Annotated in this window: 17 protein-coding genes and 1 pseudogene; 11 read left to right on the top strand and 7 right to left on the bottom strand. The window is 56.5% G+C overall.

Translation table 11 applies throughout. The annotated features are described in order from the left end of the window. The first annotated feature begins 88 nt into the window (after window positions 1-88). A complete protein-coding gene (locus ACYZUA_RS15300; protein WP_461959518.1) occupies window positions 89-1,060 on the top strand; it encodes a LysR family transcriptional regulator in 972 nt (323 codons plus the stop codon). 106 nt (window positions 1,061-1,166) lie between these two features. Here the strand turns inward: ACYZUA_RS15300 and ACYZUA_RS15295 are convergent, their stop codons facing one another. After that, the gene (locus ACYZUA_RS15295) at window positions 1,167-1,856 is read right to left on the bottom strand and encodes a nitroreductase (protein WP_461959517.1); all 690 of its coding nucleotides are present in this window, start codon (window positions 1,854-1,856) and stop codon (window positions 1,167-1,169) included. A 61-nt stretch (window positions 1,857-1,917) separates the two neighbouring features. On the opposite strand from ACYZUA_RS15295, the gene ACYZUA_RS15290 reads away from it, so the two are divergent. Next, window positions 1,918-2,109, top strand: a complete 192-nt coding sequence (locus ACYZUA_RS15290; RefSeq protein WP_461959516.1) for a hypothetical protein — start codon at window positions 1,918-1,920, stop codon at window positions 2,107-2,109. Window positions 2,110-2,161: 52 nt separating this feature from the next. On the opposite strand, the gene ACYZUA_RS15285 is transcribed toward ACYZUA_RS15290, so the two are convergent. Then, window positions 2,162-2,734: a hypothetical protein gene (locus ACYZUA_RS15285; RefSeq protein WP_461959515.1), complete on the bottom strand. Its 573-nt coding sequence runs from the start codon at window positions 2,732-2,734 to the stop codon at window positions 2,162-2,164. A 161-nt stretch (window positions 2,735-2,895) separates the two neighbouring features. Between ACYZUA_RS15285 and ACYZUA_RS15280 the strand changes: the two genes are divergently transcribed. From ACYZUA_RS15280 to ACYZUA_RS15255, 6 genes are read left to right on the top strand one after another with little or no spacing between them, the layout of a single operon-like run. Continuing rightward, window positions 2,896-3,585 (top strand): TVP38/TMEM64 family protein, encoded by a 690-nt coding sequence (locus tag ACYZUA_RS15280; protein ID WP_461959514.1) that lies wholly within the window; start codon window positions 2,896-2,898, stop codon window positions 3,583-3,585. A 10-nt stretch (window positions 3,586-3,595) separates the two neighbouring features. Next, the gene (locus ACYZUA_RS15275; RefSeq protein ID WP_461959513.1) at window positions 3,596-3,979 is read left to right on the top strand and encodes a nuclear transport factor 2 family protein; all 384 of its coding nucleotides are present in this window, start codon (window positions 3,596-3,598) and stop codon (window positions 3,977-3,979) included. Between the two features lie 56 nt (window positions 3,980-4,035). Beyond that, window positions 4,036-4,422 (top strand): nuclear transport factor 2 family protein, encoded by a 387-nt coding sequence (locus ACYZUA_RS15270; protein ID WP_461959512.1) that lies wholly within the window; start codon window positions 4,036-4,038, stop codon window positions 4,420-4,422. A 45-nt stretch (window positions 4,423-4,467) separates the two neighbouring features. Further along, window positions 4,468-4,917 carry an SRPBCC family protein gene (locus ACYZUA_RS15265; protein WP_461959511.1) on the top strand — a complete coding sequence of 150 codons (450 nt, stop codon included), beginning with the start codon at window positions 4,468-4,470 and terminating at the stop codon, window positions 4,915-4,917. Between the two features lie 53 nt (window positions 4,918-4,970). Beyond that, window positions 4,971-5,561 carry a flavin reductase family protein gene (locus ACYZUA_RS15260; RefSeq protein WP_461959510.1) on the top strand — a complete coding sequence of 197 codons (591 nt, stop codon included), beginning with the start codon at window positions 4,971-4,973 and terminating at the stop codon, window positions 5,559-5,561. Beyond that, a complete protein-coding gene (locus tag ACYZUA_RS15255) occupies window positions 5,558-6,592 on the top strand; it encodes an aldo/keto reductase (RefSeq protein ID WP_461959509.1) in 1,035 nt (344 codons plus the stop codon). Before ACYZUA_RS15260 ends, ACYZUA_RS15255 begins: the two co-directional genes overlap by 4 nt. Before the next feature lie 7 nt (window positions 6,593-6,599). On the opposite strand, the pseudogene ACYZUA_RS15250 reads toward ACYZUA_RS15255, so the two are convergent. From ACYZUA_RS15250 to ACYZUA_RS15235, 4 genes and pseudogenes are all read right to left on the bottom strand, one after another. Further along, a pseudogene (locus ACYZUA_RS15250) lies at window positions 6,600-7,807 on the bottom strand (NAD(P)/FAD-dependent oxidoreductase); the annotation flags it as partial. Between the two features lie 105 nt (window positions 7,808-7,912). After that, window positions 7,913-8,656, bottom strand: coding sequence for an SDR family oxidoreductase (locus ACYZUA_RS15245; RefSeq protein WP_461959508.1), 744 nt, complete (start codon window positions 8,654-8,656; stop codon window positions 7,913-7,915). 72 nt (window positions 8,657-8,728) lie between these two features. Continuing rightward, a complete protein-coding gene (locus ACYZUA_RS15240; protein WP_461959507.1) occupies window positions 8,729-9,832 on the bottom strand; it encodes an alkene reductase in 1,104 nt (367 codons plus the stop codon). Window positions 9,833-9,885: 53 nt separating this feature from the next. Beyond that, entirely contained in the window at window positions 9,886-10,467 is a 582-nt protein-coding gene (locus ACYZUA_RS15235) for a TetR/AcrR family transcriptional regulator (RefSeq protein ID WP_461959506.1), read from the bottom strand. A 358-nt stretch (window positions 10,468-10,825) separates the two neighbouring features. Here ACYZUA_RS15235 and ACYZUA_RS15230 point away from each other — a divergent pair, with 358 nt between their 5' ends. Both ACYZUA_RS15230 and ACYZUA_RS15225 read left to right on the top strand, forming a co-directional pair. Beyond that, window positions 10,826-11,092 (top strand): helix-turn-helix domain-containing protein, encoded by a 267-nt coding sequence (locus tag ACYZUA_RS15230; RefSeq protein ID WP_461959505.1) that lies wholly within the window; start codon window positions 10,826-10,828, stop codon window positions 11,090-11,092. 121 nt (window positions 11,093-11,213) lie between these two features. Next, entirely contained in the window at window positions 11,214-11,846 is a 633-nt protein-coding gene (locus tag ACYZUA_RS15225) for a TetR/AcrR family transcriptional regulator (RefSeq protein WP_461959504.1), read from the top strand. 33 nt (window positions 11,847-11,879) lie between these two features. Here the strand turns inward: ACYZUA_RS15225 and ACYZUA_RS15220 are convergent, their stop codons facing one another. Then, entirely contained in the window at window positions 11,880-13,082 is a 1,203-nt protein-coding gene (locus ACYZUA_RS15220) for a pyridoxal phosphate-dependent aminotransferase (RefSeq protein WP_461959503.1), read from the bottom strand. A 293-nt stretch (window positions 13,083-13,375) separates the two neighbouring features. Between ACYZUA_RS15220 and ACYZUA_RS15215 the strand changes: the two genes are divergently transcribed. After that, the gene (locus ACYZUA_RS15215) at window positions 13,376-14,047 is read left to right on the top strand and encodes an NAD(P)-binding oxidoreductase (protein WP_461959502.1); all 672 of its coding nucleotides are present in this window, start codon (window positions 13,376-13,378) and stop codon (window positions 14,045-14,047) included.

Genomic DNA, 14,047 nt, shown 5'->3' with positions numbered 1-14,047 from the left:
GATCACTGATTTGGCGTGATGAAGTACTTGATGCACCACTATAGGGATCTGTGATAATGAAGAAAATGATCACAAGCATGGATACCGTATGAGCAATAAAGTCATAATAAAGAGCCCGGCACACACGGATGCTCAGAAAGGCGCAATCGCCCCACCACCCGTGCACCTTCCCGGTCTTTTAACGTTCGAGGCTGCAGCCAGGCATTTGAATTTTGCTCGCGCTGCTGTCGAATTAGGGGTCACGCCTACAGCGGTATCACGCACCATCAAAAGCGTGGAAGCGCAGCTGAATGTGCGACTGTTTAATCGTACAACTCGCAGTGTCAGTTTGACCGAGGCTGGCGACTCCTTGAACGTAGCATTAGCACCTGCACTTGCACTGATCAAGGACGCCTTGTCTCAAGCCTTGCTCGCGACTGACCAACCGTCTGGCACAGTGCGCCTCAACTCTTCGTACGTCGCATACCGTATCTTTATCGAACCACATCTAACCGCCTTCATGGAAAAATTCCCACTTATCAATGTCGAGATATCACTGGATAACCGGCTTAGTGATATCGTCAACGCCGGTTTTGATATAGGCATACGCATGGGAAAAAGAGTGCAAAACGATATGGTTTCCGTGCAGTTGGGAGCGGTACAAAAAAGAATTGTGGTGGCTGCAACGGATTACTTCCGCGAACGGAGTGAACCAGAAACTATTGAGGCGCTGCTAAAGCACAACTGCATTCGCCAGCGCTATTCCGTTGGAGGCAGACTGTTTGAATGGAAGTTCGAGGTTCGACGCCAAATGGTTCAAGTCGATGTTCAAGGACGCTTTGTTTTCGACGAAATGAGATCCGTTCTTGATGCAGCGATACAAGGCCAGGGCATCGGTTTCGTCTTCGAGGATTTCGCAAAGCAAGAGTTAGCTAGCGGAATGCTGCGGCAGATACTGAAGCGGCACAGCGCGCTGGACGACGCGTTTCATCTTTATTATCCGCATCGCAAGCACATGCCTGGAAAGCTGCGTGCGTTTGTTGACTTCATGCGTAGTGCAAATAGGGTGGAAACCGATTGATCGAATTCTTCTCAATGAAGTAGGTATGGATTCTTCAAACTGTCAGTTGTCAGCATTGACTAGGCTCAAGCTCCGCACGTTCGATAGCTACTGGGCGCACATGGCATCAGGAGTGAAACCTGACGAAGCTTTCGACCGGGACACGCTCGCTCGACAGAGTATTTTCGATCTTGCTGTCGTCCGCATATCCGAGGCTCATGGCACATACCAAGATTTCATCCTCCGGCAAGCTCAGGTGCTCAGCCACCAACCTGTGATAACGGTTGAAAGCGGCCTGGGGGCAGGTGTCGAGTTCAAACGTACGAGCGAGGAGCATCACGTTCTGAACGAACATCCCGAAATCAAGCCACGCCCCCTGCTCCACGCTTCGATCCTTGGTGAAGATGAGCCCAACTGGAGCGTCAAAAAAGTCGAAGTTACGGACGTGCTGGGCTTTCATGGCCTGCTTGTCTTCGCGTGCGATACCCAATAACGAATACAGCCCCCATCCCAATGCCCGGCGACGCTCGATGTATGGCGACTTCCAGGTTTTGGGGTAGTAGGCAAATTCTTCCGTATGAAGCGCATCCTGTTCTGGATCGCCAAGCACGCCCTTGATGCACCGAGACAAGGCTGCCTTACTTTCACCGGTGATAACGTGTGCTTTCCACGGTTGAATGTTGCTCCCGGAGGGCGCGCGCGCCGCTTGACCCAGTATGGTTTTCAGTACCTCCTGATCGACCTGGTCGGGCAAGAAGGCCCTTACGGAGCGACGAGACCCCAGCGCCTCGATCACGCTCATAGTCGACTGATGCATACATCCTCCTGGTGAACCAGCTGGCTATTGTGGCGACCAGTGCAAGCAGCCCGGTGTTTCCGTGGCTGCCATTGCGATGAGCCATGGGATCAACGCCAATGTCGTTCGTCGCTGGATACCGCTGTTTTGCGATCAGCAGACAGTCGCGCTGCCAGCTTTCATCCCTTTGAAAGTCGAACCGAAACGAAAGACCGAAGCGTTAGCCATCATTGAATTACCGCTCGGCCAGCAAACGCTCACGGATTCTCAATAAGGAGTTTTTATATTCTCGCTGTCTACCACGCCATACCAGGCGTTACCGGGTTTTAGTAGAACCTACCAATCGGGAAAACTGACACTCGGTTTGTTTTTCCCGATCGAGGCTTATGCGGGCGATACTCGCGCAATGATCCGCATCGACTCCATCTGGCTCGCCACCGAACCGATGGATATGCGTGCAGGCACCGAAGCCCCGAATGCGAATAGATCAAGATGCGGATATTGCGCTGTTGCGCGATGGACAAGGCTTCGGCCAGCCAGCGCACCACCGGCTCATCCCCCCTTGGGTCTGAACGCGCGAAGTCACCTGCCGTTTTAATCGTCGACTCGACGGTGGAGCCTGGCGGCGCCACTTGCAGCATCTTGTAGATGCCCGCGTTCTGCTCCGCCTCTATGCCTAGGCGCAGGTTCAGCACCACATAGATGCCGGCCACCTCAAGGTCGTATCGCTCTTTGACGGTGTTCAATTGCTCCACAGCTGCCCAATTGCGGCCATCCCATATCGAAAGATAGGTCGCGTCATAGCCAACCGCCTTGGTGGTCTCACAGCGATCCTCAAAGCTATAGGTGCCCATGGAGCTATAGAAACAGGTGTCCTGTGCGTAAAACTTTTGCGCCATGGTGTACTCCAGCAGGCCGTCGGCACTGACCGTGAAGCATCGCTGCTCGACACTTCACACATCGGCCATATCTGGACGGCAAATTTCTTGACAGTAACTGTAGTGACCGATATAGAATACGTAAAATCTGTAGCGATCACTATGAAAATGGCGTTTTAGGAATGGCCTGGGCGCGGAATCGCTCGACCAACTGTAATAACGGGGTTAGCAAAGTGATGGACGGGGCCGTAGACAGCATCGCGCAGTGGGTCGAGATTATTCGCGCACTTGGCGCCGTCGGGATCGTGCTTTATGCCGCGATATTCGTGTTGGCCACCGTGGCGCTGGTGCCCGCTTCAATGCTCACGGCGCTTGCGGGATTTGTGTATGGCCCGATGTGGGGAACGCTGCTCATCTCACCCGCCGGGTTGCTGTCTGCAACGGTAGCGTTTGCCATTGGCAGATCGTTCTTGCGCCCTTGGGTTACACGACGTCTGGCGAACAGCCCCAAATCAGCGGCGGTCGACCGTGCTATCGAATCAGGAGGTTTTCGGATTGTTTTTCTCCTGCGTCTGGCTTCCATCGTGCCGTTTGCTCCGTTGAGCTATGGCCTCGGCGCCAGCCGAATCGCCCGCCGGGACTTCATGCTGGCGACCTGGATCGGCCTGCTTCCTGGCACATTTCTGTACGTGTACCTGGGCTCGCTGGCGGCTGACGTCGCACAGATCATCAGTGGCGAGGTGACGACCAGCCGCTCGGCTCAAGCCATGACTTGGGCGGGTTTGGCTGTGGTGGTACTCGCGCTACTGACCATCGCCCGGTATGCACGCAAAGCAATCAACCAAGCGCTTCATCAACCCTCTTCAAAATAGGAGTAACACCATGAGCAATCCAACTTACGTCGAAGACTACAACGCCATCGTCGCGGTGCTGAACCAATACAACGAAGGCGGCAAACAAGCCAAGAGCAGCATCATGAAGCCGGCTTTCAGCGAGCAGGCAACCATTTTCGGTGTGGATGGCGAAGGTCTATTGACCGGCGGCCCGATCCAGGGTCTGTTCGACATCATCGACAGCGCGTTCCGTCCTTCGCCGGAAGCCAAGGGGGCGATCGTCAATGTGGATATCGTGGGCACCGCTGCCAGCGTACGTATCGATACCAATGACATCTCCGGTTTCTGCTTCACCGACTTTTTCAACCTGTTGAAGGTTGACGGAAAGTGGACTGTCATCAGCAAGATCTACCACACCCACGTTGCGCCTTAACCCACACGGGTGACCGGCGCCCCGATAGCGCCACAAACGTGCAAAGGAGTTTGACCATGAGCAACAACATCAAAGCGGTACCGACCCAGGACTACAACGCCGTTGTCGCCGTGGCTCAGCAATACGCGGACGGCTTGCGTGTCGGCAGCCCGGAAATTCTTGAGCAGGCTTTCCACAAAGAAGCCGTTATGTACGGCTTCACCAACGGTGAACTGTTGGGCGGCCCAATCAGCAACCTCTTCGACTTCGTCCGCACCAATGGCAAGGCCCCGGACATCAGCACACGACTGGATGTGCTGGCGATTACCCCAACTACTGCCGTGGTTCGTGTGGACATGGAAAAAGACGCGATTGGTGCCGACTACAACGATTACCTGACGCTGATCAAAATCGACGGCACCTGGAAGGTAATCGCCAAGGTTTATCACCAGTTCGAAGGCTGATCAGAGCAGCCTGGAAGGTAATGATGTTTCTCAAGGTGGTGAATCATGGCAAAAGTTGAATACAGCGCCGTTGTAGACGGCGGCGCCGAACGCGTTTGGGATGTACTCAAACGCTTCGGGAAAATCAGCCAATGGCACCCGGCGATCCCGCAGAGTGTCATCGAAGACAATCAGCCTGACGGCCTGGTTGGGTGCATCCGTCGGCTGACGTTGCAGGACGGCGCAATCCTGCGTGAGGAGTTACTGTCGGTGGACGCGGTCAATCTGCAGTTCTCCTATCGTTTCGTTGAAGCGCCGCTGCCCGTGGACAACTATGTGGCGACCGTGCGACTGATCCCGCTGACCGGCGAGGACAAAACCGTGATTCTTTGGTCTGCGACCTTCGACACGCGCGAGCCTGATCCCCAAGGGCAATGGACCTCGACCGTGGAGTCGCTCATTGTCGGCGGGCATGAAAGTCTCCAGCTTTACCTGAGCCAAACCGCCGCAGCATAAATGTGCCCTACCCCGCCCCAGCAATGGGTGCGGGGTTTATTTTTGGAGTTGCGATGCACGACCACATTGCTGAAGTGCCGCTTGAAAAAGCCTATCGGCTGATCAACCACGGCCCGACCGTGCTGGTGTCTGCTCAACATGATGGAACCCAAAATGTGATGGCTGCCGCATGGGCCTGTGCGCTGGATTTTTCACCGCCAAAGGTCACCGTGGTACTGGACAAGATCGCCAAGACCCGCGAATTGGTAGAGCGTAGCGGCGTGTTTGTGATTCAGGTTCCCACCGTGGCACAGTTGCAACTAACCCGTGACGTCGGCAGCGTCAGCCTGCATGAAGATCCACACAAGCTGACTCATAGCGGCGCCGAGTTGTTCAGTATCAGCGGCCATGACGCGCCATTCGTGGCAGGCTGCTCCGCCTGGCTGGCGTGCAAACTGTTGCCCGAACCGCACAACCAGACGACCTACGACCTGTTTATTGGTGAGGTCGTCGGTGCCTGGGCCGACACGCGCGTATTCAGGGACGGACATTGGCACTTCGAGCGTGCTCATCCAGACTTCCGGAGCCTGCACTACATCGCAGGTGGTCACTTTTATGCGATCGGCGAAGCGCAGGACGTCGCTACGAAGGAAGACACGCAATGAACCCGCTTGAAAAACGCCGGCTCGGCCGATCGGACGTTCAACTCAGTGCCGTCGGCTTGGGCACGGTTCAGATGGGTTACAACGCCCACATCAATCACGATCAGGCGGCGACCATCGTGCAGTCGGCCTATGAGGCGGGTATCCGGTATTTCGACACCGCGCCGATGTATGGTACTGGCCGGGCGGAATACACCTTGGGCCGTGCGCTACGCGAACTGAATGTGCGAAAAGAGGTGGTCGTCAGTACCAAGGTCGGCCGCGTACTCGACACCGCAGACGTGCCGGCTGCTCAGCGCCCGGCGGACTCCAGATGGTTCCTGCACAACCCTCACTACCAATACGACTATACCTATGATGGCTTCATGCGCTCGGTGGAACACAGCCTCGAGCGCTCCGGACTGGATCGTATCGACGTACTCCTGGTGCATGACCTGGGGCGTGCCTGGCATGGCCGGCAGGCGGACCTTTACTGGAAACAGATCCGTGAGGGTGGGTTCAGAGCACTGGACGAGCTTCGCAGTACGGGGGTGGTGTCTGCGGTCGGCTTGGGTGTCAATGAAACCGAAGTTGTCGTGGAAGTGGCGCGGGAGTTTGCCATTGACTGCGCGATGATTGCGGGCCGCTACACGCTGCTCAACCATGAGCCACTCAACGGGCATTTTGATGAACTGCAACGCCGTGACGTAGCGGTTATCGCTGCGGGCGCTTTCAATTCAGGTGTGCTGGCTATGGGGGCATGCCCCGGCGCCATGTTTGATTATCGCGCGGTACCGGCCGACATCGCTGCGCGCGTAGCGGTCATACAGTCTATCTGCGCATCCTATGGTGTCGCGATGTCAGCTGCGGCTTTGCAGTTTTCCGCCTGCCACCCTGCTGTAAAGTCGCTGGTGTTTGGTGCCCAATCGGTGGAGGAAGTCCAGCAGAACATGGCAGCTTTTTCGACGCTGATTCCCGCGCAATTTTGGGCACAGCTCAAACAACAAAAGCTGATTTCCGAACACGCACCGGTACCTGGCGAATCCACGCGTTGACACGTTGTACCTGGTGCATGCGGTACAGCGATGCATAGAACACCCGCGCCAACCAGCCTTCCAGCGTCACACTGCCCATCAGTTTACCCATCAGGTTACCCACCGCGAAAAGCGTGACAGCGAGACCAGTGAGCCATAGTCCTTGTAGACATAGGTAAGCAAGGCTTTGCCTTCAAGCCTGGCTTTCAGGCTCTTGATCAGCATCGACGCCTGCTGGTGAGCGGCCTGAGCCCGCGGCGGCACGTTGTGCTCACTCCTCGGCTGCGGGCACGCGGCACAGTCGCCGAACGCAAAAACGTTATCGTCCAGCGTGGTTTGCAACGTTGGTCGCACCCTCAGTTGGTTGATGGGGTTAGTCTCCAGACCATCGATATCCTTGAGGAAGGACGGTGCACGAATTCCGGCTGCCCAGACTTTGAGGCCGGACTCAATCACATCCCCGTTACGGGTTTTGAGATGCTCGGCGGTGACCTCACTGACGGCGGCGCTTGTCATCACCGACACCCCAAGCTTTTCTAACGTTCGGTGAACGGGCTCGCTGATGCGTTTGGGCAGCGCTGGCAGTACTCGCGGTCCGGCCTCAATCAAGGTGATGTGCATGTCATGCGGCTGAATGCGATCCAGCCCGTAGGCCGCCAGCTCATGGGCAGCGTTGTGCAACTCGGCAGCCAACTCCACGCCAGTCGCGCCCGCGCCGACGATCGCCACGCTGATTTTCTCACCCGCAACGCCAAGCGCCTGGGCACGCAGGTAGTGGTTGAGCAACTGCTGATGAAAGCGCTCGGCCTGCTGGCGGGTGTCGAGGAACAGGCAGTGCTGTGCCGCCCCTACTGTGCCGAAGTCATGGGTGGTACTGCCGACGGCGATGACCAGTGTGTCATAGTTCAACGTACGTTCTGGCACCAGCTCGCGGCCGGCACCATCCAGGGTCGGCGCAAGTCGAACGGATCTGGCGGCGCGGTCGAGGCCATTCATGCGGCCAAGTTGGAAGTGAAAGTGGTTCCGCTTAGCCTGCGCCACGTAGTTCAACTCATCATCGTGGGCATTCAGCGAGCCTGCGGCTACCTCATGCAGCAGCGGTTTCCAGATGTGGGTCAGGTTAGCGTCGATGAGGGTGATGTGGGTGGTGCCGCGCTTGCCAAGGGTCTTGCCTAAACGCGTCGCAAGTTCCAGACCACCAGCGCCACCGCCGACAATCAAAATACGGTGTGTCATTGAAGGGGCTCATTGCTTTTACAGGGAAGACAGGACGAATCCTGTAGCGCCCAGACACACAGCGTTGCGCCAGTGCCTGGGCTTGAGGGGGTCAGCAGGTAGTGCTTACCAATCCTGACGGGTCGGCGAAATGATCAGATCGTTGACAGTGACGTTCTCAGGCTGATTGAGTGCATACACCACCGCTCGACCAATATCGTCCGGCGAGATCGCGATCTTGTTCAGCTCTTGGGCCGCCTTGCGACCTGCCGGATCGGTCACTTTTTCGGCCCAACCAGTGTTGATCACACCTGGGCTGACCGTGTTGACACGGATGCCGTGCTGCACGCCCAGCTCTTTGCGCATCGACTCGGTCATGGCTTGGACGAAGAACTTGGTTGCGCTGTAGATACCCGCAGCAGGTCCCACCTGGTGACCGGCAACCGAGTCCATATTGAGGATCTGGCCCGACTTCTGTTTCAGCATGAACGGCAGCACGGCGGCGATGCCATGCAGATAACCCTTGATGTTCACGTTGATCATCTTTTCCCAGTCATCGGTGGCCAGGTCAACCCAGTTGGAAAACAGCATCAGGCCCGCGTTGTTGATCAGGATATCTACCGCACCAAACGAGTCCTGGGCGAATTGCGCCAGCGCTGTCATATCGTCGGGGTTGGTAACGTCGCTGACGCGACCTACCGCTTCACCACCCTTGGCTTTCAACTCGCTGACGATGGCATCCAGACCTTGCTGGTCCAATGCTGCGGCGACAATTCGAACACCTTTCTCGGACAGAGCACGTGCCGATGCAGCACCCAGGCCAGACGATGCGCCAGTGATAATCGCGGTTTTATTCTGCAGATAGTTCATGGGCGTTCCTCTCGATAGTGACTGCCCGTGAGTGCGGGCAGTTGTTTGGGTTATCGCGGATATAGGGTGGGATCAGTAGTTGCCGACAGGCCAATCGGTGTAGCCCTTGGCGCCGCCGCCGTAATACGACTCACGCGGTGCGATGGTCAGCCCAGTCCCTCGACGCAGACGCTCGACCAGGTCCGGGTTGGAGATGAACAGGCGACCAAACGCAACGGCGTCGATCTTGCCTTGGGCGCGGCGCTCAATGGCCATTTCCAGGTCGTAGTTGTTGTTACCGATGAAGGGGCCTTTGAACTGCGCACTCAGCGCGTCCATGTCGACGCCTTCCGGAACTTCGCGCGAAGTCGCGGTAGCGCCTTCGACGAAGTGCAGGTAAGCCAGGTCGAATGCGTTCAGCTGCTGGATCAGGTAGCCGTACATCGCCATGACATTGCTGTCGGGCGGCGTGTTACCAGCGTCGGGCGTTACCGGCGACAAGCGAATACCAACACGGTCGTTACCCCAAATCTTGACGATCGCCTCGGTCACTTCCAGTGTCAGGCGCGCCCGGTTTTCGATGGAGCCGCCATACTGGTCGGTGCGATGGTTGGTGGAATCACGCAGGAACTGGTCCAGCAGATAGCTGTTGGCCGAGTGAACCTCTACACCGTCGAAACCGGCGCGCTTTGCATTCTCGGCGGCACGTTTATACTGCTCGATGATCCCTGGGATCTCATCGGTTTCAAGCGCTCGTGGCATCGACACGGGCACGAAACCGTTGACGGTATAGGTGTCACCCTCGGCCTTGATGGCAGAAGGTGCGACTGGTGCGGCACCGTCTGGTTGCAGCTCCACGCTGGAGAACCGTCCCACATGCCACAGCTGGCTGACGATCTTGCCGCCGGCGGCATGCACAGCATCCGTGACCCTCTTCCAACCGGCGACCTGCTCTTCGCTCCAAATGCCGGGAGTGGCCGCGTAACCACGGCCCTGCGGGGAGATATTGGTGGCTTCGGCCACGATCAAACCGGCAGTGGCGCGTTGCGCGTAATACTCAGCGTGCAGCTCGTTGGGGATGCCATCTTCCGCGTAGCGGCTACGGGTAACGGGGGCCATCAAAATACGGTTGGCGAGTTGTATCGCGCCCAGGTTAATGGGAGTGAATAAGTCAGTACGAGTAGAGTTGTCTGTCATGGTAGACCTCGATTAAATAGACCAGTCGTCTAGTAAGTTAGTAAAAAATATAGCTACGACAAAAGTCGCTTTGCCATGGTCAAGGAGTTTTCAAAGGCGTCGTCGCGCTTGCCGATTTTCATCATCAAAGAAGCGCCGAGCCAAACTTGATAGAGCGCTTGCGCAAGCGTCGTGCTGGGAACTGTGGACGTGATCGATCCATCGACAAGCCCCTGCTCAATACAACGCTCAAGCTTTGCGTGGATGGCTTGCGTACCTCGATCGAGCACCAGGCGCATGCCCTCCGAGAGATCGCACACCTCGGCGCCCAATTTGACGACGAGGCACTTGTCTGTCGGCAAATCAGAGCATTGGGTTTGCGCCCAATACTGGAAGTAACTCAGCAACCTTTGCGCGGCGGGTGCAGCCCCCATCAACAAGGTGTCGACTGTTGCCAGGTAGTCGGAAAAGTACTGTTCAAGCAATGCCTGACCAAATTCGTCCTTGGATTTGAAGTAATGGTAGAACGACCCTTTCGGCACGCTCGCAGCAGCCACCATCTCAGCCAAACCGACGCTGGTATAGCCTTTGTGAGTCATAAACATCCTGGCGACATCCAGGATGTGTTGGCGTGTTTCAGAATGATGCTTTTTCATAGTGCAGCCACCCTAATAAAAACTAGACCGGTCGTCTAGTAAATTTTAGAATGACTTCGATTTCTACGACCAACGGCAGAAGGTGACAAATGTCATGGATAAGGCAAGCGATCGAGTCTTTATATCCCTGCAAAATATGCAGGACACAAATGCGCATTCTTCGGATTATCGCTGTGAGCGCAACCGTTACCTTCGTCGGTGGTGGGCTTTGATGCTCTCTACGTTCCTTAGCACTTAAGTAAGTGGCACCTATCCATTAACGCCCATCCACCTGCGCGGAGGAAAAACAGGTGTCAGCCCCACTCCCACATCATCGCTTGATGCCGAGTCCCTCGCGCAATTCAACCTGAATTGCCTGGTGATCTTCGCTGTGCTCTACCAGGAAAAAAGTGTGACCAGGACGTCTGAGCGCTTGAATATCGGACAGCCAGCAGTCAGCAGCAGCTTGTCCAAGCTCAGACTGAATTTTCAGGACCCGCTGTTTTTTCGCAGAAACGGAAAGATGATACCCACCGAGATCGCCGACGATATAGCGAAGCATCTGATACCGCTGTTGAGCGGCATTGGACACGTCCTCAAGCGATACGACGTGACGACAACAGCGTGCGACTCACAAACGAAGTGAAATTCTCAGGTTTTCCCAGCGCTCACGTCGCGTAACCGACAACTTTATTTTGTGTATCATTACGGCAGAAATCTTTTCCAGACATGTTCGTCTGGCGATACGCCCTAAGGTACTGCGCTCAATGACCGACCCCACCCCACTCTCTATTCCACGCGCAAAAGGACGCCCGCGCGCGTTCGACCGCGACCAGGCCCTGCTGCATGCACTGGCAGTGTTTTGGAAACGTGGCTACGAGCCGGCCTCTGTGGCGGAGCTGTGTTCAGCGATGGGCATCAGCCCTCCCAGTCTTTATGCGGCTTTCGGAAACAAAGCTAAATTGTTCCTGGAAGCGGTTGCCTACTACGAAGAGACGTTTTGGGATGCCACGTGGGAGCGCATGGACAGTGAGCCGGACATCGTGCGCGCCATCAGCGACTTCTTCCATACCTCAGCATCGATCCTTACGGAACCCGAGGCCCCATGCGGCTGCATGGTCGTACTCGCTGCAGTCAACGTCTCGGACGATGCAGGAGAAGTCACCGCCACCCTCAAGGCCTTGCGCCAGGAGGGTCGTGACTACTTGCAGCTGCGGCTTGACCGCGCGGTTGCGGACGGCCAACTCCGCCACGACACGAATACCCGCCTGCTCGCCTCAGCCTTGAACACATTGCTCGAAGGCATGTCACTGCAAGCACATGACGCGGCCAGCCGGGAAGATCTGCAAGGCATTGGCGCAACAGCCGTATCGATGCTGACCCCTTCCCTCTCAGCTTGACTGGGACGTACTCCGCAAAACCAACCGCTGTGTTCAAGCGAGCTGTTCACATGCCTCTTTGATGCGCGTGCACGCCAGCTCCAGTAGCGCCGTTGAGGTAGCAAAGGAAATGCGGAAGTACCCTTCCAATCCAAATGCGCTCCCCGGCACTACGGCCACTTGGGCGGCCTCAAGCAGGTACTGGCAGACATCCACGTCATTTGTCAGCACCACACCCGCTGGCGTTTTGCGCCCGAACAGCCCCGAGCAGGAAGGGAAGAGATAGAAAGCGCCCTCCGGACGGCGACACACCAGACCGGGCGTGTTGTTAAAAGCGTCCAGGCAAAGGTCCCTACGCTGACGGAACACCTCATTACGCTCAGACAGAAAATCGATAGGCCCATCCAGCGCTGCCACGGCGGCGGCTTGGGATATCGCGCAGGGGTTGCTGGTGGTCTGGGATTGAATGGTGGCCATGGCCGCAATCAACGGCTTAGGCCCGCCCGCATAACCAATGCGCCAGCCTGTCATCGAATATGCTTTAGAAACGCCATTCACTGTCAACACACGATCGTGTAGGGCCGGAACCTGCGAAGCCATCGTGGAAAACACCCAGCCGTCGTAACTCAAGTGCTCGTACATGTCATCCGTCAGCACGTAGACCTGCGGGTGATCCAACAGCACGGCTCCCAACTGCTGGAGCTCCGTCGCGCTATAGCCAGCACCGGTCGGGTTGCTGGGCGAATTCAAAATCAGCCACTTGGTGTGCGGCGTAATCGCCCGCTTGAGTTGCTCGGCGGTGATCTTGAAATGCTGATCTGCCGAGCAGGGGATTTCCACGGGTGTGCCCCCTGCCAGGCGCACCATGTCCGGATAGGAAACCCAGTAAGGCGCAGGAATGATGACTTCATCCCCAGGGTTCAGGGTTGCCTGCAGTGCGTTGATCAGCACTTGCTTGCCGCCGGTGCCGACGCTGATTTCGTCGGTTGCGTAAGTGATGCCATTTTCACGCTGAAATTTGCGAACGATAGCCGCCTTGAGTTCGGGGGTGCCGTCCACATCGGTATAGCGGGTCTGGCCTGCATCGATGGCCGCTTTGGCTGCTGCATTGATGTGGTCGGGGGTTGGAAAGTCCGGCTCGCCCGTCGACAGGCTGATGATATCAGCCCCATTGCGGCGCAGCTCTGCCGCCTTGCGCGTGATCGCCAGCGTTGGCGAGGGTTTAACCGCTTTCAGCAGATTTCCGAGCAATTGCATGGGGCCACTCTTTCAGCTTTCGTTGATAGTGCGTAAATGCTAGCGGCCTCCGACAGACAATTAAAACAATATATATGGATGCAAAAAAACAATTTTTTTTGTTTATATCCATCCGTTCTTTTGGCGCCTCCCGCCGATTGACCGGCACACACGTAGCCGGACCAAACTCGCCAGGCGCTTGACAACTTCTGTAGTGACCAATATAGAATGTGGCTGAGCAGGCATTCGCCAATAACGTTTGCAGGTTCGCTTGAGCGGGCCATTTGTGAAACATCGCCTGATCTGGAGGAACTATGAACTCAGTTTTTATCGTCGGTGGTTCGGGCAAGGTCGCCCGTAGTCTCGCCCAACAACTGGCGGAACGGGGTCACCAGCCACGTTCTCTCTACCGTCATGCGGAACAGGCCGAGGGGCTCAAGGCACTCGGGGCCACTCCCATTGCCGGTAACTTGCTTGAACTCGATACAGAAGCTCTGGCCAAGCTCATGACGGGCAGTGATACCGTTGTATTCGCGGCCGGTGCCGGCGGCAAAGGTGGCGCGCAAATGACCGATGCCATCGATGGTCGCGGGTTGGAGCTGTCTATGGCAGCGGCTCAACTGGCGGGTATTCAGCGCTTTATTCTGGTTTCGGCGTTTCCGGAGGCATCGCGTGGCAAAACTGTTTCCGAGACGTTCGAAAATTACATGGCCGTAAAGAAACGCGCAGACGTGCACCTGGCCGCATCAGATCTTGACTGGGTCATCCTCCGCCCCGGCACGTTGCTGAACTCTCCTGGCACTGGCAAGGTCCACGCCGGCCTTGCCATCCCCTATGGTGACGTGCCGCGCGACGATGTAGCGGCAGCCTTGTTGCAGATCATTGAGAAGCCGGGAGTGTATCGCGTCATCATCGAGCTGACCCAAGGCGTCACGCCAGTCGATGAGGCTATTCAGAATTTTGTCCGGGATTGCCCTCAGGCATGA

It is taken from the genome of Pseudomonas sp. LS2P72, from assembly GCF_054897865.1.
This window is presented reverse-complemented; position numbering and strand designations above follow the sequence as displayed.